Here is a 21,079-nt window from a genome sequence, read left to right as displayed (position 1 = left end):
AATCAAGTGTTAAATCGATGTCTTTAAAACGTCGATAAAGAGAATATTGAGCATAACGGGTATTTTGTTCATAAAGTTCACGCTGAAAAATTGGTTGCACATCACGCGTGCGTGCTAACAATTGCGTCATAATGGAATGACATCAAACGAATAAGGAAACAGAGAATGAAAGGGACATGTTTGTGCGGCGCTATTGAAGTGATCGCAGATGCTAAGAATGAAGTGAGTCTATGCCACTGCTCGATGTGTCGAAAATGGTCGAGTGGAGCACTCCATGCTGTGCATTGTGGTCCTAACGTAACGTTTAAGGGGGCCGAGCCAAAGCGTTATCTATCGTCTGACTGGGCGGTGAGAGGTTTTTGTGGCGAATGCGGCACAAACCTTTTCTATCATTTGTTACCGACAGGCGAGTACATTCTCTCCGCTGGTTTGTTCGACAATCCAGATTTCAAACTCTCATTAGAGATCTTTACCGATGAAAAGCCCGCGTATTATGACCTCAATCCCACCTCACAAAAGATGACATCGCAGCAAGTTTTTGAGCAATTTTCACCTAAAGAATAGCCTTTTGTATCCTTAATTGTTCGACGGCTTAATTGTTTTTCTTTTATATCATAATGTTAAGATGCGTTTAGTTGTCGACAATTTGTTTTTTCCTTCGCAATAACCCCTCCATTTAGCTCGTAATAGATGATTTTCATCGATTTAAATTACGACCTTAGTCTAAATTGTCGACAATTTACTTGATTGTCGACACTTTGATCGACTACTTTATACTCAGGTTAAGAAATTGTAGACATTTTGATGTCGGTAACGTGAGTATCTGAGTATGAACTCTGAGTTGAAAACTCGTTATAAAGTACTGGGTTCTGAGAAAGAACACACCAAGTCAGAAACACTGACAGAAACACTGATTGAAGTCATTGTGAATGGCGATGTTAAGCCTGGTCATAAAATCTCGGAGCCTGAACTGGCGAAGAAATATCAAGTCAGCCGTGGTCCTTTGCGTGAAGCATTAATGCGTTTAGAGGGGCTAGGGCTCATTGAACGTATTCCTCATGTCGGGGCTAGAGTGACCACTTTTTCTCCAGAAAAGCTGATAGAACTCTATGCGGTTCGCGAAGCGCTAGAAGGTATGGCGGCAAGGTTAGCAGCGCGACATATTACGCAAGAAGAGCTCTTGAGCTTGGAAATGCTATTGTCGACACATTCTAAGCACATCGATCAAGTGGAGGGAGCCTCTTACTTCCATCAGCATGGAGATTTTGATTTTCACTATCGCATCATTCAAGCAAGCCGAAACAGCAAGCTGATTTCTCTGCTGTGCGACGAGCTTTACCACTTGTTACGCATGTATCGCTATCAGTCACCGCGCGCGCAATCTCGTCCAAATGAAGCGCTGACTGAACACAAATTCATTCTGGAAGCCATCCGTAATCGCGATGAAGAGCTTGCAGAAATGCTGATGAGAAGACACATCTCAGGAAGTCGAAAGCTCATCCAATCGCAAATTATACATACAGAAAGTTTAGACAAAGACTAGAAGGAATTCGTCATGAGCTTAACACCGGGAGCGAAGTTCAGACTCGCTATTGAACAAAACAATCCGCTACAAATTGTTGGCACCATTAATCCTTACTGCGCCATGATGGCGAAAAATTTGGGGCATCAAGCGATTTATTTGTCTGGCGGCGGTATTGCAAACGCGTCATACGGACTGCCGGATCTCGGTATTACAACATTGAACGACGTACTGGTCGATGTTGACCGCATCACTAACGCGTGTGATTTACCGCTATTGGTCGACATCGACACCGGTTTTGGAGGCGCATTTAATATTGCTCGCACGATCAAAGCAATGGAAAAGGCGGGTGCTGCTGCGGTTCATATGGAAGATCAAGTCGCACAGAAACGTTGTGGGCATCGTCCGAACAAAGCAATTGTGAGCCAGCAAGAGATGGTTGATCGCGTAAAAGCCGCGGTTGACGCACGCAATGATGAAAGCTTCGTGATTATGGCTCGTACTGACGCGCTAGCTGTTGAAGGTATGGACAGTGCAATTGAGCGTGCGATTGCGTGTGTGGAAGCTGGCGCGGATATGATTTTCCCAGAAGCGATGACCAAGCTGGATCAGTACCTTCAGTTCTCAAACGCACTTGAGCAAGCAACTGGAAAGCACGTTCCTATTCTGGCCAACATTACCGAGTTCGGCGCAACGCCACTGTACGGCTGCGATGAGCTTGCAAAAGCGAAAGTCGATATGGTGCTTTACCCATTAAGTGCGTTCCGTGCCATGAACAAAGCCGCTGAAACGGTTTACAAGCATTTGCTAGAAGTGGGCAATCAGGAAGCTTTGGTTGATTCAATGCAAACACGCAAAGAGTTGTATCAGCACCTGAACTACCACGATTACGAAGACAAACTTGACCAGCTATTCTCTGAAGGAAAATAGCTGGAAAAGAAAAGATAGACGGAAGCCCAAGAAAAGATAATCGGAATTTATCTAATTCAATAACGTGAAATTCGTCTGGCTAAAAAACGCTCCAAAGAGGGCAAAGCCAGACAGAAAAGGAGTTCAAACAATGTCTCAAACTGCAGAAAAGAAAGCAGAGTTAGGTGGTGCAGGCCTACGCGGTCAAAGCGCTGGAAGCACAGCTTTATGTACTGTCGGAAAAACGGGGACCGGTCTGACTTATCGCGGTTACGATATTACTGACCTTGCCAATAATGCTCAATTTGAAGAAGTTGCACATCTTCTGTTACGCGGTCACTTGCCAACTCAGAAAGAACTGGATGCGTACAAGACACATCTCTTAAACCTTCGCGGCTTACCAGCTGAGCTTAAGCAAGCGTTAGAGCTTATTCCTGCTACTGCTCATCCAATGGATGTGATGCGCACTGGTTGTTCTGTGTTAGGAAATCTAGAGCAAGAAATGAGCTTCGATGAGCAATTGCATTCGACGGAACGTATGCTGGCGCTTTTCCCAGCTATCATCTGCTACTGGTATCGTTTTAGTCACGATGGCGTTCGTATCGATACAGAAGATCAAACCGAAGACTGCATCGGCGGTTACTTCTTACGATTGCTTACAGATAAAGAGCCATCAGCGCTACACAAGCAAGTGATGCACTGTTCCTTAATCCTTTACGCTGAGCATGAATTCAACGCATCAACTTTTGCAGCGCGTGTTTGTGCATCAACGTTGTCAGACATTCATTCTTGTATTACGGCAGCAATCGGTACGCTTCGCGGGCCACTTCATGGCGGCGCAAACGAAGCAGCGATGGAAATGATTGAAGATTGGCAAACGCCAGACGAGGCGGAAGCGAACATCATGAAAATGCTGGCCAACAAAGACAAGATCATGGGCTTTGGCCATGCCATCTATCGCGAAAGTGATCCTCGCAACGCGTTGATTAAACGCTGGTCGAAAGAGCTGTCACAGCAAGTCGGTGATACACATCTATATGCTGTTTCTGAGCGTGTGGAATCAGTGATGAAGCGAGAGAAAGGTCTGTTCTGTAATGCGGACTTCTTCCATGCATCGGCTTACCACTTCATGGACATTCCAACCAAGCTGTTCACACCAATTTTTGTGATGAGTCGTTTAACGGGCTGGGCGGCACACGTTTATGAGCAACGTGCCAATAACCGCATCATTCGCCCAAGTGCTGATTACACGGGCCCAGATCATCAAGAATGGGTACCTATCGAGAATCGCTAGCGCGAAGGTCAATTAGGGCACATACGCTTTGATTGACCACCTCCTTCCTTTGTACCTCTCTCTGACAGAGGAAGGAGCTCCTCTCATCACGATGTTTCTGGAGCAATGGAAAAACGTTGATGAAGGCAAGATGTACAGACTGAATGGAAGCAAACCATGAACACAAATATTAATACCCAATATCGTAAGCCGCTTCCGGGAACTCAACTGGATTACTTTGATGCACGCGAAGCCGTCAATGCCATTTCTCCTGGAGCCTATGAAAAACTCCCTTACACCTCCCGCGTGCTAGCCGAGCAACTGGTCCGTCGCTGTGAACCGAACACATTGACGGATAGCCTAAAACAGTTAATTGAACGTAAGCGTGATCTTGATTTTCCTTGGTATCCAGCACGCGTTGTTTGTCATGACATTCTTGGTCAGACCGCTCTAGTCGATTTAGCGGGTCTGCGCGATGCCATTTCGGATCAGGGCGGCGACCCTGCAAAAGTGAACCCTGTGGTTGAGACTCAGCTGATCGTCGACCACTCTTTAGCGGTTGAGCATGCGGGCTTTGACCCTGACGCCTTCGACAAAAACCGCGCGATTGAAGAGCGCCGTAATGAAGACCGATTCCACTTTATCGAGTGGTGTAAAACAGCGTTTGAGAACGTAAGCGTGATTCCTGCGGGTAACGGCATCATGCACCAAATCAACTTGGAGAAAATGTCTCCTGTGGTGCAAGCGAAGCAGGGTATTGCCTACCCAGATACCTGTGTGGGTACGGACAGTCACACGCCGCACGTTGATGCATTGGGCGTTATCGCGATCGGTGTTGGTGGTCTGGAAGCTGAAACCGTAATGCTTGGCCGACCATCAATGATGCGTCTACCTGATATTGTTGGTGTAAAACTAACGGGTAAACGTCAACCAGGCATTACCGCAACGGATATTGTCCTCGCGATTACCGAGTTCTTACGTAATGAGCGTGTTGTTTCTTCATATCTTGAATTCTTTGGTGAAGGTGCACGCGATCTAACGATCGGAGACCGCGCAACCATTTCCAACATGACACCAGAATACGGCGCGACAGCTGGCATGTTTTATATTGATGAGCAGACCATCAATTACTTAAAACTAACTGGTCGAGATGAAGAGCAAGTTGCTCTAGTAGAAAAATACGCAAAACAAACTGGTCTTTGGGCAGACGATCTTGATACAGCGGTTTACGAGCGTGTACTGGAATTCGATTTATCATCAGTAAGTCGTAATATGGCCGGCCCGTCAAACCCTCACCGCCGTTTACCAACATCTGAGTTGGCGCAGCGTGGCATTTCTGGTGCGTGGGAAGAGAAAGAAGGCGAACTGCCAGATGGCGCAGTGATCATCGCTGCTATCACATCGTGTACTAATACCAGTAACCCAAGAAACGTCGTCGCTGCTGGCCTTGTCGCGAAGAAAGCCAATGAGCTCGGCCTTGTACGTAAACCTTGGGTGAAATCGTCTTTTGCTCCGGGTTCTAAGGTAGCGCGTCTTTACCTGGAAGAAGCGGGCTTATTACCAGAGTTAGAAAAGCTTGGCTTTGGTATCGTCGGTTACGCATGTACCACTTGTAACGGCATGAGTGGCGCGTTGGATCCAAAAATCCAGCAAGAGATCATTGATCGCGATTTATATGCGACAGCCGTTCTGTCTGGTAACCGCAACTTCGATGGCCGAATCCATCCTTACGCAAAACAAGCTTTCCTTGCATCACCACCATTGGTTGTTGCTTATGCGTTAGCGGGTACCATTCGTTTTGATATCGAGCGCGATGCTCTGGGTATTGACCAAAACGGTAAACCAATTTACTTAAATGATTTGTGGCCAAGTGACGAAGAGATCGATGCAGTTGTCGGTAATCATGTTAAACCTGAGCAGTTTAAGCAAGTTTACATTCAGATGTTTAAGCTGGATGACGCAGAGAAAAGCTCTAGTCCGCTTTACGACTGGCGTCCGATGAGTACCTACATTCGCCGTCCACCTTACTGGGAAGGTGCGCTGGCGGGTGAAAGAACACTGTCTGGCATGCGTCCATTAGCGGTTCTGGGCGACAACATCACGACTGACCACCTGTCACCATCCAACGCGATCATGGCGAGCAGTGCTGCGGGTGAATACCTTGCCAAAATGGGCGTTCCGGAAGAGGACTTCAACTCTTATGCGACTCACCGTGGCGATCACTTAACGGCGCAACGTGCGACCTTTGCTAACCCGAAACTATTTAACGAAATGGTGAAAGAGAACGGTGAAGTCGTTCAGGGTTCTCTGGCGCGAATCGAACCAGAAGGCCAGGTTGTACGCATGTGGGAAGCGATTGAAACCTACATGAATCGTAAACAACCATTGATTGTTGTCGCCGGCGCGGATTACGGTCAGGGTTCATCTCGTGACTGGGCAGCAAAAGGTGTTCGTTTGGCAGGCGTAGAAGCCATTGTTGCTGAAGGCTTTGAGCGTATTCACCGTACTAACTTGGTTGGCATGGGCGTACTGCCGTTGCAATTCAAACCAGGTGTAAACCGTAATACGTTAGAACTGGATGGTACGGAACTTTACGACGTAGTTGGCGAGATTAAACCGGGTGCGGATCTGGCCTTGGTTATCACGCGTAGCAACGGCGATAAAGTTGACGTTCCTGTTACCTGCCGCCTAGACACCGCTGACGAAGTTCACGTGTACAACGCAGGTGGTGTTTTGCAGCGTTTCGCGCAAGATTTCTTGGCGCAATAAGGAGTGGGTATGGAAAGCAAAACTCCGAATCAAATGAGCCAAATCAAAGTGCCGGCGACGTACATGCGTGGCGGTACAAGTAAAGGGGTCTTTTTTAGCCTCGACGATTTGCCACAAGAAGCACAAGTGGCAGGCGAAGCTCGTGACAAACTCTTGTTGCGTGTTATCGGCAGCCCAGATCCGTACGCAAAGCAAATTGATGGCATGGGTGGTGCGACGTCAAGCACCAGTAAAACAGTAATTGTTTCTCGCAGTAGCCGAGCCGATCACGATGTTGACTACTTGTTTGGACAAGTGTCGATCGACAAACCATTCGTCGATTGGAGTGGTAACTGCGGCAACTTGTCTGCCGCTGTCGGTCCTTTCGCCATTCATGCTGGGCTGATTCCACAAGATCGCATTCCAGAAAATGGTATTGTGACGGTGCGTGTTTGGCAGGTGAACATCAGTAAAACCATCTTGATTCACGTTCCAATTGTTAATGGTTTCGTCCAAGAAACCGGCGAGTTTGAGCTCGATGGCGTGACGTTTCCGGCCGCTGAGATTCAAGTCGATTTCGTTGACCCTTCCGATGGCGAAGGCAGCATGTTCCCAACAGGCAACTTAGTCGATGATTTAGTGGTACCGGATGTAGGTACGTTTAACGCCACCTTTATAAATGCGGGCATTCCAACCATTTTTATTGATGCTGAATCGATAGGATATCAGGGCACCGAGCTACAAGACGATATCAACAACGATGATGCAGCATTGGCGATGTTCGAATCTATCCGTGCATATGGCGCGTTAAAAATGGGCCTGATTTCTGATTTAGAAGAAGCTCAAACACGCCAACATACGCCGAAAATAGCATTTGTTGCTAAACCGAAAAGTTACCTGTCTTCAAGTGGCAAAGCGGTCAATGATACAGACATAGACGTGTTGGTTCGTGCGTTGTCGATGGGCAAACTTCACCATGCAATGATGGGAACAGCAGCCGTTGCTATCGCTTCAGCGGCGTGTGTGCCGGGTACGTTGGTTAACTTGGCTGCTGGTGGCGGTGAAAAAGAGTCAGTGACTTTTGGCCACCCCTCAGGAACGTTAAAAGTTGGAGCACAAGCGAAGCAAGTTGAACAGGGCTGGGTGGTACAAAAAGCCATCATGAGCCGAAGTGCGAGAATACTAATGGAGGGATTTGTGCGTGTACCCTCTGATGTCTTTGAGTGAAAAGAATGGTCTTTGAATAGAACGAGAGCAATGTCAGGACATACTGGAGGAAGCAATATGTCTTCATACGAAAAAGAATATTTATGGGCGAAAAACGAACCGGAGAGTTTTTGGCGCGCTCAAGCGGAGAATATCGATTGGTTCGAATCTCCTAAAACTATCTTGAAATCTGATGAAAACGGCATAGAACGTTGGTTTCCTGATGGTGTAATGAATACGTGCTGGTTAGCATTGGATTACCATTGCGAGCAAGGACGCGGTGATAATACGGCACTCATTTATGACTCGCCAGTAACCGGCAATAAAACAACGTATACCTATAGTGACCTGCGTGACCAAGTGGCAAAAATTGCCGGCATGCTGTCTGCCCAAGGCGTTGAAAAAGGCGACCGAGTCGTTATTTACATGCCGATGATTCCAGAAGCCGCAATGGCGATGCTAGCCTGCGCGCGTTTAGGGGCGATTCACTCCGTTGTATTCGGTGGTTTTGCACCTAATGAACTTGCTGTACGAATTGAAGATGCAGAGCCGAAAGTCATCATGACGGCGTCGTGTGGGATTGAGATCAACAAAGTTATTCCATATAAGCCAATGGTAGACAAGGCCATTATGGACAGCCGATGGAAGCCTGAAAAAGTATTTATATTCCAGCGTCCTGAGTGCGAAGCCGATCTAAACCAAGAAAGAGATCTGGATTGGCAGCAAGAGTACAACCAAGCGTTGCCACACGGTTGTGTTCCGGTGTTGGCAACCGATCCACTCTACATTCTTTATACTTCGGGTACGACAGGTAAGCCAAAAGGCGTTGTGCGTGACAACGGTGGCCATGCCGTCGCGATGAAGTACTCTATGAGCGCAATCTACAACATTCCTCAAGATGGCGTATTTTGGGCGGCATCTGATGTTGGCTGGGTAGTAGGGCACTCTTACATTGTTTACGCGCCACTGATTCACGGTTGCACAACAATCCTATTCGAAGGCAAGCCCGTCCGAACACCGGATCCTGGTGCATTTTGGCGAGTGTGTGACGAATACAAAGTAGATGCGTTGTTCTCTGCCCCGACAGCGTTCCGTGCGATCAAGAAAGAAGACCCAGAAGGTGAGTTTTTAAAACAGTATGATCTCTCTAAATTGAAAACCGTCTTTATGGCAGGAGAACGCCTTGACCCTCCAACACTGGAATGGGTTCAGAGCAAAGCAGACAAACCCGTTATTGACCACTGGTGGCAAACGGAAACGGGTTGGGCTATCGCGGGCAACCCAACAGGTGTTGAAATGATGCCAGTTAAAGCGGGTTCTTCGACGAAGCCAATTCCGGGTTATCAGGTCGAGATTCTGAATGAACTTGGAGAGTCGGTCGGGCCTAACCAACAAGGCTTTGTCGCATTAAAACGTCCGCTGCCACCGAGTTGTCTGCCAACGGTTTGGCGTAACCATGACCGTTTTGAAACCGGTTACCTCAGCCAATTCCCTGGCTACTATGTGTCAGGTGATGGTGGCTATCTGGATGAAGACGGTTACCTGTTCATTATGGGACGTATTGATGACGTGATTAATGTCGCGGGGCATCGTTTATCGACAGGCGAAATGGAAGAAATTGTCGGTGGACACCCAGCCATCGCAGAATGTGCGGTAGTTGGTATTCACGATGACCTGAAAGGACAGCTTCCACTGGGCTTTGTGGTACTTAAAGATGGTGTCAAAGTGGACGAGCTTGATCTTGAAGGTGAGCTTGTTGGCAAGGTACGTAGTGAGATCGGTGCAGTTGCCTGCTTTAAGCATGCATTGGTTGTAGATCGCCTACCGAAAACACGTTCGGGTAAAATTCTGCGCCGAACCATACGTCAAATAGCCGATGGTGAAAAATACACCGTTCCGTCAACGATTGATGACCCAAGTAGCTTGAACGAAATTGAACGAGTGTTAAGACGTTAATTAAAACTCAATTCTAACTAACCCCTGATCCTCGAACTCTGTAGGTTGGTTCTGCCTCTGTACGCTTATTAAGTGCAGGGGCTTTTTTGTTTGTAGATAGCGTAAACGTCTCGTGCAGGCAATTTTGTGACTTGCCAATACGGCATTTTCCTCACAAACTACAGCCATTCAATTTTTAGTGACCCTTTGTATGACCACGCTTGTAATTAAATCTGCGTGTTTTAGCGACCTTGAGTCGCTCAACGACCTTATGTTTGAGCTGCATGATGAGCATCATCTTCAATCTCCTGAGCTGTTCAAAACTGCAGAGGAGATAGAGCAAGAAAAGAGTATTGCTCGATACATTGATGATCCTGAATGTCTTGTTTATGTAGCAAAACAAGGAGATGAAATGATTGGTTTTATCTCTGGTCATTTCTGTGAACTTGTTTCTACCGTCAGTCAGCCGGTTATGATGGGAAGTGTGGATGAGCTCTATGTGTTACCTGAGTTTCGGAAACAAGGCACGGCTCAGGCATTGATTAACAAAATTGAGTTAACGTTCTCTGATTACGGTGCAAAACAGATGTTTGTTGAAGTATGGCACTTTAACCAAGGTGCAGTCTCTTTGTATGAAAAACAAGGATTTGCACACCATATTCACTATCTAAGAAAGCCGTTGAGCTAATGATCATGCTTAATTTTAATATTGTGATACACATTCTAGCGAATTGAAATCATTCAGTTCGTCAATAGACTTTTCTCTATAAGTTGCTCGCAATGTTAGTAAATTAATATGCGCCCACATTGGTATTGGCGTTTTTGTCTGCTTGTTTATTAGTAGCACGAGGATCGTGCTTACAAAAACAAGAGGACAATATTTTGAAACTAACAAAATCGTTACTTGCGTTGGCTGTTTTGCCAATGTTCGCAAGTGCTGATGATTTGTCACAGACACAAAATCACACTATACAACCCCAGATCGTAGGCGGCATCACTGCTGATCCTAGTGAGTGGAGATTCTACACCCAAATTGTTAGCCGTTATGGTAACCGATCATATTGTGGTGCCAGCTATATTGGGAATGGCTATGTCCTGACTGCGGCCCACTGTGTCGAGGGTGATTCACCGAATCAGATTGCGGTTAAAATCGGTGGCGTCGTTTACAATGGCACTGACGGTGTTCGATCTAACGTGAGTGAAATCCACATGCACCCGGCATATCGCCGAGCAACGCTTTCTCACGATCTCGCAGTCTTAAAGTTAGACTCTGTACCTCAAGGTGTTGCTGCGGTTGAAATTGCCGATGGCAGTCTAACGCAATACGCCAGCATCGGAGATTGGCTTACAGTCGCAGGTTTAGGGAGAACCTCTGAAGGAGGAAGCTCTCCATCTCGGTTGCAAGAGGTTGACGTTCCACTCGTGTCAGACACGACTTGTCGTCAAGCCGGTGGCAATTACACAACCGTTGGAGAAGTGTCATTCTGTGCGGGAATTCCTCAAGGTGGGATAGATTCCTGTCAGGGAGATAGCGGTGGCCCAATCGTTATTAATCGTGGTGGCGTAATTACTCAACTTGGCGTGGTCAGTTGGGGGATAGGTTGTGCTCGTCCGGGTATGTATGGTGTTTATAGCGATATCGCCGCCATGCGTAATTTTGTTAATGGTGTCATTGGCACGGCTACACCTCCGAAAGAGAATGTTTCTGTTGGGTATACCACCGAACAGACATTGGCATCATTTAATGTTGGCGAGTTGCAGCAACATAGTTTTGTTATCAAAAATTCAGGTAACACGACGTTCACTGTAGAAAACGTTCGCGCGTTTGCTTCTGGCGTTGCTGATGCTGCCGTTATTGCTAATGATCAGTGTTCTCAGGCGACGTTAGCAATGAATGCAAGTTGTCGTGTCGATGTCGAATTTGGAGCAGCTCAGGCGGGAGAAGCAAGAGTTGCTTTGAACTTCAACGTTGATAAGACCAGTACACAATATCAGGCGCTAGTGTCGGCTCAAGCGAAAACAGTGACAACGCCTCCAACATATAACTGCGCAGCAGAATGGCAAGCGAGTACGGTGTATCTCAAAGGGGATAACGTTACTTGGAATGGCAAAGTGTGGCAGGCGCAGTGGTGGACTCAAGGCGATAACCCAGCAGACTCTGGACCTTGGGGTGTTTGGCAAGAAGTTCGCGACGCACATTGCAAGTCTAACTAACCATCAAGCATTCAAAAGCTGATTCGTCGGTGACTTGAGGTAGAATTCATTCTTGGTTTCAACGAGCAGCGCATAGTTATCATAAGCAGGGTTTATTGTTTTCGAATAATAAGCCCTTTTTTATTGTTCCAACTTTGAGAACCCATAAAATGTGTATGACTTTATCCTGACGCTACCTTCATATAACTGGCAGAATTGCGATCAATATTTCATGTTTTGTCTGATTTTTGTCAGGTTTGCATTAAATTACTCTCCAATGAGCTTCAAGATCATGCTTTATTCGATCAACGTTGTTTGGCATAACTCGTTACTTAATTTTTATCGAAAAAGATAAGATTAACTGCCATTATTCATTGGTTATCATAATGTTTACTTAAGGTCATATTTTGTGTTGAGACAGCTGTTATTACTCATCCTTTGTTTTATTTTGTTACCTGTTTCACCAATCTCTACGGCTAAAGCTGCCGCGAGCGAAGTAAAAGGGGCGCTCTGCGTTGTTCGTGCTGACGACAAGTTAGTGCTAGTTCATGAAATATTGACGGATAAGATTTCTCTACCAGGTGGGACAATTATTGATGGAGAATCCCCCCAAGTTGCTGCGCAAAGAGAAACGTGGGAAGAAACGGGTTTAGTGGTCACGGTTGGGGAGGAACTTGGCAGAACTGACACCGCGGTTTATTACGATTGCATATCAGATTCTGAGATTATTGCTTTTTCGATGAACAATTCCTTAGGTGGGAATGAGTTACCTATTTGGTTTGCTCCTCACTACGGAGTAGAAATCGCATCTGCAATGTTACTTGGACCATCCGAGCTGCCATCATTTTTGTACCGCTATCCCGCTCAATGGCCACAAGCCATTCAGTTTTTTGAACAAGCTACTCAGCAGTCCGCATCTTATGTGACTCAGTTGATCGAATCCGCGCCTTCATTTCGTCAGATTGAATTGAGGTGGATGAAAGACTTACAAAGCTGGGTAGGGGCATTATCAGGAACGAGTTTCGAGGTAGCGAATCAGATCTCAAATCTTGTTATAGAACTGACAGAACCTACGATACTGCTTTTTCTATTTCCGTTGGTAATGATGCGTTTTGGTAGTCGATTTGTATTCCGACTCTTTTTCGCTATTAGCGCGACGTCCCTGATGGTACTTGTAGCTCAACAGGGTTTTGCGCTTCCTCGCCCGCATGTCTATATACCAATGATGGAGTTAACACACAGCTTTGGATTTAGTTTTCCAAGTTTGCCTATTGCTGTTTGGTTTTGTGTTTTAACCTTTTTATTTCAGAGAACGCATTATTTCGGTTTTAATGGTACGACCGCTGTCATGATGCTCATCACGATTACTATTATGTTATGTAAGTTTTTCCTTGGTAGCGCCTTTTTCTTAGATATGTTGTTTGGTGCGCTGTTAGGAAGCTTGGTGGCCTGGCATGTTCTGCGATTGGAAACAAATCAAGACGTGAATGTTGATCAAGTGCTGAGCTCAAAAGGCGTCTGGTTCATTATGACTGCGGTAACGGCGGTCATCTCTGTTATCTGGCCATTACCTGTGTTTGGTCGTTGGTTGGCTATTTTAATTACGGCATCAGCATTGGTTATGACGTTTAGAGAGTCAAAAGTGCATTTGGATTCTCGTCAGATGATTTTTGTAACGCTTGCGTTGGTATTCGTTGAGCAACTTTATTTATACTCAAGCTCTGTTGTCTCGTTTAGTGGTTTGTGGTCATTGGTATTGTCGACGTTGCATTATCCATTGTTGATGTTGCTGTTTATCTTGCTTGCAAGAAAGCTGATTCATGAAAAGCAACAGAGAGAAACAGTGTTAGATTGATGGTTGTATGTTTTCTTTCTCAGGCATGCGAGTAAAAAGAAAGCCTTGCTTTACAGCAAGGCTTTTTTGTACGTTGAGTAGCTCAACAATGTGGCTTTGCGTATATCTGACGCCATGGCTGAGTTAAAGGTAATAACGTTGACGCCATAGCGGCGGAGAGAATTAAGCGTTAAGGACGAATTTTTCAATCGCTTTAGCTACACCGTGTTCATCATTACTTGCCGTAATGTAATCAGCGATTTGTTTGGTCTCTTCCATCGCATTTTCCATCGCGATACCAAGGCCAGCATACTTCAGCATGTGGTGGTCATTTTCAGCATCACCCATACAGATCACTTCTTCCGGTTGAATACCTAGATACTCAGCAATTGCAGCAACACCAATACCTTTGTTGCTCGCTGGGTTAAGAAATTCCAGGAAAAACGGGGCGCTTTGAACCACCGTAAACTCGTCACGCATTTCAGACGGAAGCGCAGCGATGACCTCAGTTAACTTACTTGGCTCGGCAACCATCATTGCTTTGATGATTGGATGATCATCTTCTAGCGATTCAAAATTAATCTCTGTTACATTTAAGCCATTAATGTTGGCTTCGATGTCAGTGTATGGGTTTTTCTCATTGGTGATCAAGCCATGTACTTGGCTGAATGCGTGCACATAAGCGCCTAATTCTTTCGCTTTACGAGCGACTAATTTTGCTGCCTTACCATCAATGATTTGCTGGTGGATGATTTCATTTGTTCCTACGTTCTTAACCATAGAGCCATTGTAGAAAAGGACAAAATCTTTATCGGAATGGATATTCAGTTCGTCGAGCTTGCCTTGCATTCCTTCTAATGGGCGACCAGAAGCGAGAACGACAGTAACGCCTGCTTCTCGAGCCTTTGCGATCGCTTGTTTGTTTTCTTCAGAGATTGCTTTATCACTATTGAGCAGTGTGCCATCCATATCTAATGCGATCAGTTTATACATCATTTCTTACCTTAAAGTTTTTGGGAACTGTAAGTGAATAAGGTTTGGTATAACGCTAACCAGAAACCTACGCTCACCGCGACTATGAAACTACAAAATGGTCTATTTTAACAATTAATTTTTGGTTTAAATTGACCTAGACACGTGTGTCCATTAAGGTCTTCGCCTCGAAGTATTATGAGTTGAGTGAGTTCTACGTTGTATAAGCTAAATGAGATGTTTGAAACCATCCAAGGGGAAGGGGTTTTCACTGGAGTACCTGCTGTGTTTGTTCGCCTTCAAGAGTGTCCGGTTGGTTGCTCATGGTGCGATACCAAACAAACGTGGTATGCAGATGAGAATGACCAACGCCAAATTGGTGATATTTTGGTGAAGACGGAAGATTCTCCGACATGGTGCGTCGCATCTGCCGAGAACATCGTAGAGCAATATCAACTGCAAGGCTTTAATGCTAAACATATCGTGATTACTGGTGGGGAGCCTTGTATTTATGATCTACGCCCTTTAACAAAGGCGTTTGAGGATATGGGTTGCCAATGCCAAATCGAAACCAGTGGCACATCAGAAGTCATCACGTCAGAAAATACATGGGTGACCGTGTCACCAAAAGTGGCGATGAAGGGTAAACTGCCAGTTCTCAATAGCGCGTTAGAGCGTGCGAATGAGATTAAGCACCCAGTTGGCACGCAAAAAGATATCGACCACCTTGATGAGCTATTGGCAAATGCGAATGTTGCGGTTGAGACTGTCATTGCATTGCAGCCTATTAGCCAAAAGCCTCGTGCAACGCAATTGTGTATTGAAACGTGCATTGCTCGCAATTGGCGCTTGTCTGTTCAAACTCATAAATACCTAAGTATTGCTTAAGAGCGGAGAGAGAAATGAAAAAAGCCGTTGTTGTTTTTAGTGGTGGTCAGGATTCCACGACTTGTCTGGTTCAAGCACTTAAAGAGTTTGATGAAGTTCATGCCATTACTTTTGATTATGGTCAGCGCCACAAGTTAGAGATAGAAGTGGCACAAAAGATCGCAAAGGATCTTGGCGTCAAAGCGCATAAAGTGATGGATGTTGGCCTTTTAAACGAACTTGCGATTAGCTCTCTCACGCGTGATGACATCCCTGTCTCACACGAATTGCAAGAAAACGGCCTACCAAACTCTTTTGTTCCTGGCCGGAACATCCTATTTTTAACGCTCGCAGGAATCTACGCCTACCAAATTGGGGCTGAAACCGTAATTACTGGCGTGTGTGAAACCGACTTTAGTGGTTATCCAGATTGTCGTGACGATTTTGTGAAAGCAATGAACACTGCTTTGGTGCAAGGGATGGACCGTAATCTGACGATCAAAACACCGTTAATGTGGCTCAATAAAGCAGAAACGTGGGCGCTAGCTGATCAATATGACGCGTTGCAACTGGTTCGTGAAAATACGTTGACCTGTTACAACGGGGTCATTGGTGATGGTTGTGGTGATTGCCCATCGTGCGATTTGCGCAAAGCTGGCTTAGATGATTACCTAAACAATAAAGAGACCGTAATGCAGTCTCTTGTGAACAAGCAGGCTGCTGACGTTTAGTCGTGCCTTACTTTACTGGTTAACATAGTCAGAACTTAGGCTAATTGGCTCATCGTATGCGTCTATAATGATGTTTTTTCCCTGCTTTTTAGCCTGGTATAAAGCTTGGTCTAGTATCGAATAAAGTTCATCAAAGTTGGTAAGCGGCATTGATGTTGAGAGATAGGCCAAGCTAGCAGTTACACTCAAATCACTATTATTTACCGTGCGTACGCACTTCTCTGAAATCGTTTTGTGTAGGCTTTGCACCCGGAAAGGAACGTCAATTTCATCGACGTTTTTCAATAATAAGATAAACTCTTCTCCACCCAAACGGCCGATATACTCTCCCTTATTGAGCTTAGCTTTAAGCACTTGGCAAACTTGCTGTAACACCAAGTCGCCAGTCGGATGACCGTATTGATCATTTATCGTCTTAAAGTCATCAAGGTCGATTAATGCTAAAACATAGCGGAAGTCTTCGTTCGCTTTGGAGGTTTGACCTTTGATGGTCTCTATAATTGCCACTCTATTCAACGCACATGTTAGACTATCTATTTTGGCTTTTTGTCGTGTTTGTCGCTGAAGTATCAATGCCAGAATGAGCAAGACCAACAAACAGGAAACCACAAAATTATAAGTGCGCTTTTGATCGGTAAGCTTCTCAAATTGATGCTGATTTAAGCTTTTTTCATTATTCAACCGAGCGACTTGAAGATCATATTCGTACTCTTTCTTTGTGAGGTCTAATGCCTCTAATGCTTTAATATTGCTAGCGTCTCGGTTGGCCAATTCAATGTTTGAATAGGCTTCGTGGTGCTCTAATGCCAGTTTATAATCACCTTGGGCTTGGTACGCTTTGGAAAGGAGTAATTGAGCTTGTGCCTGTAATAATGGCCTAGCGTTATTGATCGCTAGTGTTAACGCGACTTTGCCATGTGCAATCGATTTTTCAGTAGCATGGTTTTTCAAATACGCGAATCCAGCAGCTAAATGTCCTTCCGTTTCGAGGTGCGTATTTTCATACGTTTCAGCAATGTCTAAAGCTTTTCTAATGTAATCTACTGCGGTATCCAGTTGCCCACTTTCGGCTAAAACCGCAGACAGCCCTAAGTAGCTTAACCCTTGACCATATGGGTAGTGGAGCTGGTTGAGTATTGTTAATGCATTTTGATAATGATTGATGGCTTTATCGAATTCTTTGGATTTCTTATACATTGCCCCAAGGCTATGTTCGACTTGGGCGACTTTGAGTGGTGTCCCTTCATCTTGACGAGCGAGTAGGGCTTGGATGAGATATTGTTCTGATTGTTCAAACTGCCCAAGCTCTGCAAGTAAATTTCCGACGTCATTGTAAATGCCAGAAGGATCGCTTTGAGCAGACATGTTCGCCAGCAGCTTTCTATAAAGACTCAGCGCTTTTTCATAGTCACCACGATAGTTATAGTTATTCGCTACCACACGTAACGCGAGATCAATAGGGAAGTGTTCTTGATGTTGTTGACTTAGATGGCTTTCTAACGACGAGCAATAAAAGTTTGCTTTGTGATAACGACCTTGTTGATTCAAGGTATAACAGAGCTGATAGTTCATCAAAGCTTTGCCTTCAGAATCTGAAGTCTGCTTCATTTTTTTTCGCAACGAAGAAAAGCTATTTACTGAGGCGTCATAACTACCATGCTTACGTTCATTTAAGGCAAGAATGTACTCTGACTCTAACTGAGCAAAGTTATTGTTGAGAACTTGGCTGCTACCATAGTACGGCTGTTTTATGTTCGACATGTATTCATAAATCAGCCCGCTGACGTAGAGCTTTTCGCTGTGCGATTTCGCTGTATGGTATCGATCTTGAAGCATGCTTAATGCTGAGTCAGGATTACTTCTCAATGTGGTTTGATAAACGGCGTGCCACTGCGTGATATTTTGTTCTGGCTCAATATCTTGAGTGTCACTAGCATATACCGGGGCGAGTAAGAGTGACGCAAGCAAAGGATAGAGCGTGCGCATATTTAAACGTGCCTTATGTTCTCTTGTTGCTTTGGAATTAGAGAATCATAACGCTATTAATTGATCAGCGTTGTGATTGAGTTGGGGGTACGAAGAAAAAGAATAGGAAAACTATGCACTTGGTCGACATATCAAAAAAAGAGCATAAAAAGAAAGACCCCAACATAAAGTTGAGGTCTAGAAGTCGTTATGCAATGTAAAGCTTAGCTAGATCTTGAGGCTCCATTTCTTTGCCTTCTAGCTGATCGTTCCAGTTAGTACCAACAAGAACACCATCTTCTGCAAGAGTTAAAAGCCAATCTTCAACAAAGATATCTAGTGGGATTTCTAGTACAGTGAAGTCAGCCCATTCTTCAACATTGTGCGCTTCTGCATCTTCTTTAGAAGACCAGAAAGGCATGACTTCACTGTTTTCGAATTCAGTTGAATCGCAAGATAGCCAACCTTCTTCATTGCGTAAACCCCAAACCAGTTGGTTTTCTTTTGTTTCTGCAACAAAAAGGTCAAGGTTTGCTTGGATATCTGATGTAAGTTTGCTCATTTCAAAACTCTCGTTGTTATGATGCCGCTAGGGTAACACTAAAGTGCCGATTCCTAAAGCATAATACGGTTATTGCAATGAGTAAAAATAAAGGAGCCGAAGCTCCTTTTCTTATGTCATTCTAGGTTTATTAATGCTTGTTTGAACAAACATTAATACAGATATTTTTACCTTTCAGGGAGGGTAGTGAATATTGTCCACTCTTTTTTAATCTCGCCTTTATAACCAACGACAGAAGCAGTTACTCGGCGGTTTAAAGCGTGGCTGACTTCATCGGTACCTTGTTGCGCTAGGTGAGTATCTCCAAAGCCAACAATACGAACTCTGCTCGGTTCGATGTTGTAGCTCAATAGCGCCTCACGGACATTGCGTGCTTGTCTCTCTGATAGTTCTTGGTTGTGTTGAGAGCCACCAACTTTACTCGCGTAGCCGTGCAGTTCGATCGACGTAGTAGGGTATTCTTTTAAAAAATCGGACAGTTCACGTACTTGTCTTCTGAACACGGGATTGATTTCATCAGAATCATTGGCAAAAAGTATTCTCACTTGCATGTTATCTGATGCTTTAATGTATTCGCCGCAACCGTCATTGTCGACTTCTGAGCCTTCCGGTGTTCCAGGGCACATATCTCGAGCGTTGATGACGCCATCGTTATCTTCATCTTGAAGGTCAGCGATTTGCTCTGCACTTGGTACAGGTCGATAGTCATACTCGTCTTCAGCAACAACCTGTTGAGTAACGGCGAGAAGGCTTAATGCAAATAGAATTTTCATTGGTTTCATGATTAGTACTCCACCTTTTCATTCCATTCCGTAGGCACATCGACTCGCAAGGCATTTAACAATTGGCCGGTCGCATTCATTACACGGTATTTCGCGTATTGCTCTGAATATCGAGCATCCAAGTAGTTTTTTCTCGCTTCAAATAACTCGTTTTCAGTATTTAACAAATCCAAAAGGGTTCGTTTACCGATGCGATACTGTTTCTCGTAGGCGATAACAGTTTCAGATGCCGAATCTACGTGATCCGCTAGAAACTCTTTTTGCTGAAGCGTTAAATCTAACGCGCTCCATGATAGACGAAGTCCTTCTTCAACGCTGCGGTATGCGCGTTCTCGTAAATCTTTGGCTTTGTTTAGTTGATAGGCAAAGTTTTCAGCATTGGCGACATCACTACCACCATTAAAGAGGTTGTAACGCATACGCAGCATCGCTGTCGTTTCATCACTGCTTCCTTCGATACCGCTTGCATCATCACGCCACGTTTGAGCCGCTTCTACAGATATCGTTGGATAGTAAGTTCCCTTAGATTGCTTATATTGGAACTTAGCTGAGTCTACATCTGCCATCGAAATTTTGATTACTGGATGCGATTCAAATGCCAAGTCAATTGCTTCATCTATGGTGTAGGGAATAAAGTTCTGGTCCGCTCGCGGAAAAATCAATCCTTGTGGGGACTGTCCGACAAGGCGTGTAAACGTGGTGTGGCTGTCATATAAGTTGTTCTGAGCCGCCACCAAGTTACCGTGAGCTTTTGCTAAACGAGCTTCTACTTGAGTTAGGTCAGCGGTAGACCCAAGTCCTGAGTTAACTCGCTTTTTAATGTCTTCGTAGATCTTCTTATGAACCTTCAAGTTGTTTTCTGAAAGTGTAAGAATTTCATAAGCTTTTACTGAATCTAAGTAAACCTTTGCCACTTCGAGTGCCGTGTCTTGAGCATCAGCGAGCAGTTGATAACGAACTGATTCTGCGTCAGCTGCTGTTCGATCCATATCGTTAAGTGTCGCAGAACCGTCCCATATCAACTGGGTTAGTGTCACGGTCGCTTCTTTTCTTGTCAGATCCGTTGAATCTCGCCCTGCTTCTGCTGGGTTAATGCCTTCATAACCGATACCGGCGTCTAAATCTACGGATGGGAGGTAAGCACCGCCAGATGCTTCATTCACATACTGCTTGCTAACGAATTCATTGAACGCACTTTTGATGTCAGGATTGGTTTTTAATGTGTTTTCAACCGCTTGCTCTAGTGTTTGCCCAAAAGCATGACTAGCTGCGAACACACCAATGCAAAAGGCGTTGGCACGAGTCCACTTCACTGTGATTCTCCTAGATAATAATAAAATTTCTCGAGGTGAGAGGGCTTATAAGTGGGATACCTATAAGGGCGTCAATAATTTAGCGCACAATAACATTAATACACGATGAAGTAACCTGTTGATTCATTGTTCATTTGTTTCATTCTTGATAAATCAATTCATTTGGTGGGTCTAAATTTTGAATAAGGATCCCGATTTTAAAGTGAAATTGATGTTTAACAAGAGTTGAGTGGCTTTTATTAAAACAAGACAAATATGCGCATAGAT

Annotated in this window: 17 protein-coding genes; 12 read left to right on the top strand and 5 right to left on the bottom strand. The window is 44.9% G+C overall.

Annotated features, from left to right (window positions below; all coding sequences use genetic code 11):
* The first annotated feature begins 165 nt into the window (after nucleotides 1-165).
* From NL645_RS19175 to NL645_RS19130, 10 genes are all read left to right on the top strand, one after another.
* Nucleotides 166-564 carry a GFA family protein gene (locus NL645_RS19175; RefSeq protein ID WP_253652225.1) on the top strand — a complete coding sequence of 133 codons (399 nt, stop codon included), beginning with the start codon at nucleotides 166-168 and terminating at the stop codon, nucleotides 562-564.
* Between the two features lie 265 nt (nucleotides 565-829).
* Nucleotides 830-1,543, top strand: a complete 714-nt coding sequence (locus tag NL645_RS19170) for a GntR family transcriptional regulator (RefSeq protein ID WP_005395069.1) — start codon at nucleotides 830-832, stop codon at nucleotides 1,541-1,543.
* Between the two features lie 12 nt (nucleotides 1,544-1,555).
* Nucleotides 1,556-2,452, top strand: a complete 897-nt coding sequence (gene prpB / locus NL645_RS19165; protein ID WP_005395068.1) for a methylisocitrate lyase — start codon at nucleotides 1,556-1,558, stop codon at nucleotides 2,450-2,452.
* A 130-nt stretch (nucleotides 2,453-2,582) separates the two neighbouring features.
* Complete coding sequence (gene prpC / locus NL645_RS19160) at nucleotides 2,583-3,725, top strand: 2-methylcitrate synthase (RefSeq protein ID WP_134646565.1); 1,143 nt, start codon at nucleotides 2,583-2,585, stop codon at nucleotides 3,723-3,725.
* 156 nt (nucleotides 3,726-3,881) lie between these two features.
* Nucleotides 3,882-6,473, top strand: a complete 2,592-nt coding sequence (acnD, locus tag NL645_RS19155) for a Fe/S-dependent 2-methylisocitrate dehydratase AcnD (protein WP_253652224.1) — start codon at nucleotides 3,882-3,884, stop codon at nucleotides 6,471-6,473.
* Nucleotides 6,474-6,482: 9 nt separating this feature from the next.
* Nucleotides 6,483-7,679 carry a 2-methylaconitate cis-trans isomerase PrpF gene (gene prpF, locus NL645_RS19150; protein ID WP_253652223.1) on the top strand — a complete coding sequence of 399 codons (1,197 nt, stop codon included), beginning with the start codon at nucleotides 6,483-6,485 and terminating at the stop codon, nucleotides 7,677-7,679.
* Between the two features lie 57 nt (nucleotides 7,680-7,736).
* On the top strand, nucleotides 7,737-9,614 hold the full coding sequence (locus NL645_RS19145; RefSeq protein ID WP_253652222.1) for a propionyl-CoA synthetase: 1,878 nt from the start codon (nucleotides 7,737-7,739) through the stop codon (nucleotides 9,612-9,614).
* Between the two features lie 190 nt (nucleotides 9,615-9,804).
* Nucleotides 9,805-10,281 (top strand): N-acetyltransferase, encoded by a 477-nt coding sequence (locus NL645_RS19140; protein WP_253652221.1) that lies wholly within the window; start codon nucleotides 9,805-9,807, stop codon nucleotides 10,279-10,281.
* 194 nt (nucleotides 10,282-10,475) lie between these two features.
* Nucleotides 10,476-11,807, top strand: coding sequence for a trypsin-like serine protease (locus NL645_RS19135; protein WP_253652220.1), 1,332 nt, complete (start codon nucleotides 10,476-10,478; stop codon nucleotides 11,805-11,807).
* A 388-nt stretch (nucleotides 11,808-12,195) separates the two neighbouring features.
* On the top strand, nucleotides 12,196-13,641 hold the full coding sequence (locus NL645_RS19130; protein WP_253652219.1) for a bifunctional NUDIX hydrolase/phosphatase PAP2 family protein: 1,446 nt from the start codon (nucleotides 12,196-12,198) through the stop codon (nucleotides 13,639-13,641).
* Between the two features lie 162 nt (nucleotides 13,642-13,803).
* Here NL645_RS19130 and NL645_RS19125 read toward each other — a convergent pair whose 3' ends face one another.
* Nucleotides 13,804-14,613 carry a Cof-type HAD-IIB family hydrolase gene (locus NL645_RS19125; protein ID WP_048626430.1) on the bottom strand — a complete coding sequence of 270 codons (810 nt, stop codon included), beginning with the start codon at nucleotides 14,611-14,613 and terminating at the stop codon, nucleotides 13,804-13,806.
* A 216-nt stretch (nucleotides 14,614-14,829) separates the two neighbouring features.
* Here NL645_RS19125 and queE point away from each other — a divergent pair, with 216 nt between their 5' ends.
* Nucleotides 14,830-15,480 (top strand): 7-carboxy-7-deazaguanine synthase QueE, encoded by a 651-nt coding sequence (gene queE / locus NL645_RS19120; RefSeq protein ID WP_041852955.1) that lies wholly within the window; start codon nucleotides 14,830-14,832, stop codon nucleotides 15,478-15,480.
* A gap of 14 nt (nucleotides 15,481-15,494) precedes the next feature.
* On the top strand, nucleotides 15,495-16,190 hold the full coding sequence (queC, locus tag NL645_RS19115; RefSeq protein WP_104969424.1) for a 7-cyano-7-deazaguanine synthase QueC: 696 nt from the start codon (nucleotides 15,495-15,497) through the stop codon (nucleotides 16,188-16,190).
* Nucleotides 16,191-16,202: 12 nt separating this feature from the next.
* On the opposite strand, the gene NL645_RS19110 is transcribed toward queC, so the two are convergent.
* From NL645_RS19110 to NL645_RS19095, 4 genes are all read right to left on the bottom strand, one after another.
* The gene (locus NL645_RS19110) at nucleotides 16,203-18,176 is read right to left on the bottom strand and encodes a diguanylate cyclase (protein ID WP_253652218.1); all 1,974 of its coding nucleotides are present in this window, start codon (nucleotides 18,174-18,176) and stop codon (nucleotides 16,203-16,205) included.
* Between the two features lie 187 nt (nucleotides 18,177-18,363).
* The gene (locus tag NL645_RS19105) at nucleotides 18,364-18,717 is read right to left on the bottom strand and encodes a DUF2750 domain-containing protein (protein ID WP_005395049.1); all 354 of its coding nucleotides are present in this window, start codon (nucleotides 18,715-18,717) and stop codon (nucleotides 18,364-18,366) included.
* 167 nt (nucleotides 18,718-18,884) lie between these two features.
* Nucleotides 18,885-19,499, bottom strand: coding sequence for an OmpA family protein (locus NL645_RS19100; protein ID WP_253652217.1), 615 nt, complete (start codon nucleotides 19,497-19,499; stop codon nucleotides 18,885-18,887).
* 2 nt (nucleotides 19,500-19,501) lie between these two features.
* The gene (locus NL645_RS19095; protein WP_005395046.1) at nucleotides 19,502-20,812 is read right to left on the bottom strand and encodes a TolC family outer membrane protein; all 1,311 of its coding nucleotides are present in this window, start codon (nucleotides 20,810-20,812) and stop codon (nucleotides 19,502-19,504) included.
* Nucleotides 20,813-21,079: the final 267 nt, after the last annotated feature.

The sequence above is a fragment of the Vibrio sp. Y51_MX_L26 genome (assembly GCF_024181935.1).
Classification (GTDB): domain Bacteria; phylum Pseudomonadota; class Gammaproteobacteria; order Enterobacterales; family Vibrionaceae; genus Vibrio; species Vibrio diabolicus.
Note: the sequence above shows the minus strand (reverse complement) of the source record. Positions and strands in the feature narration are given on the sequence as shown.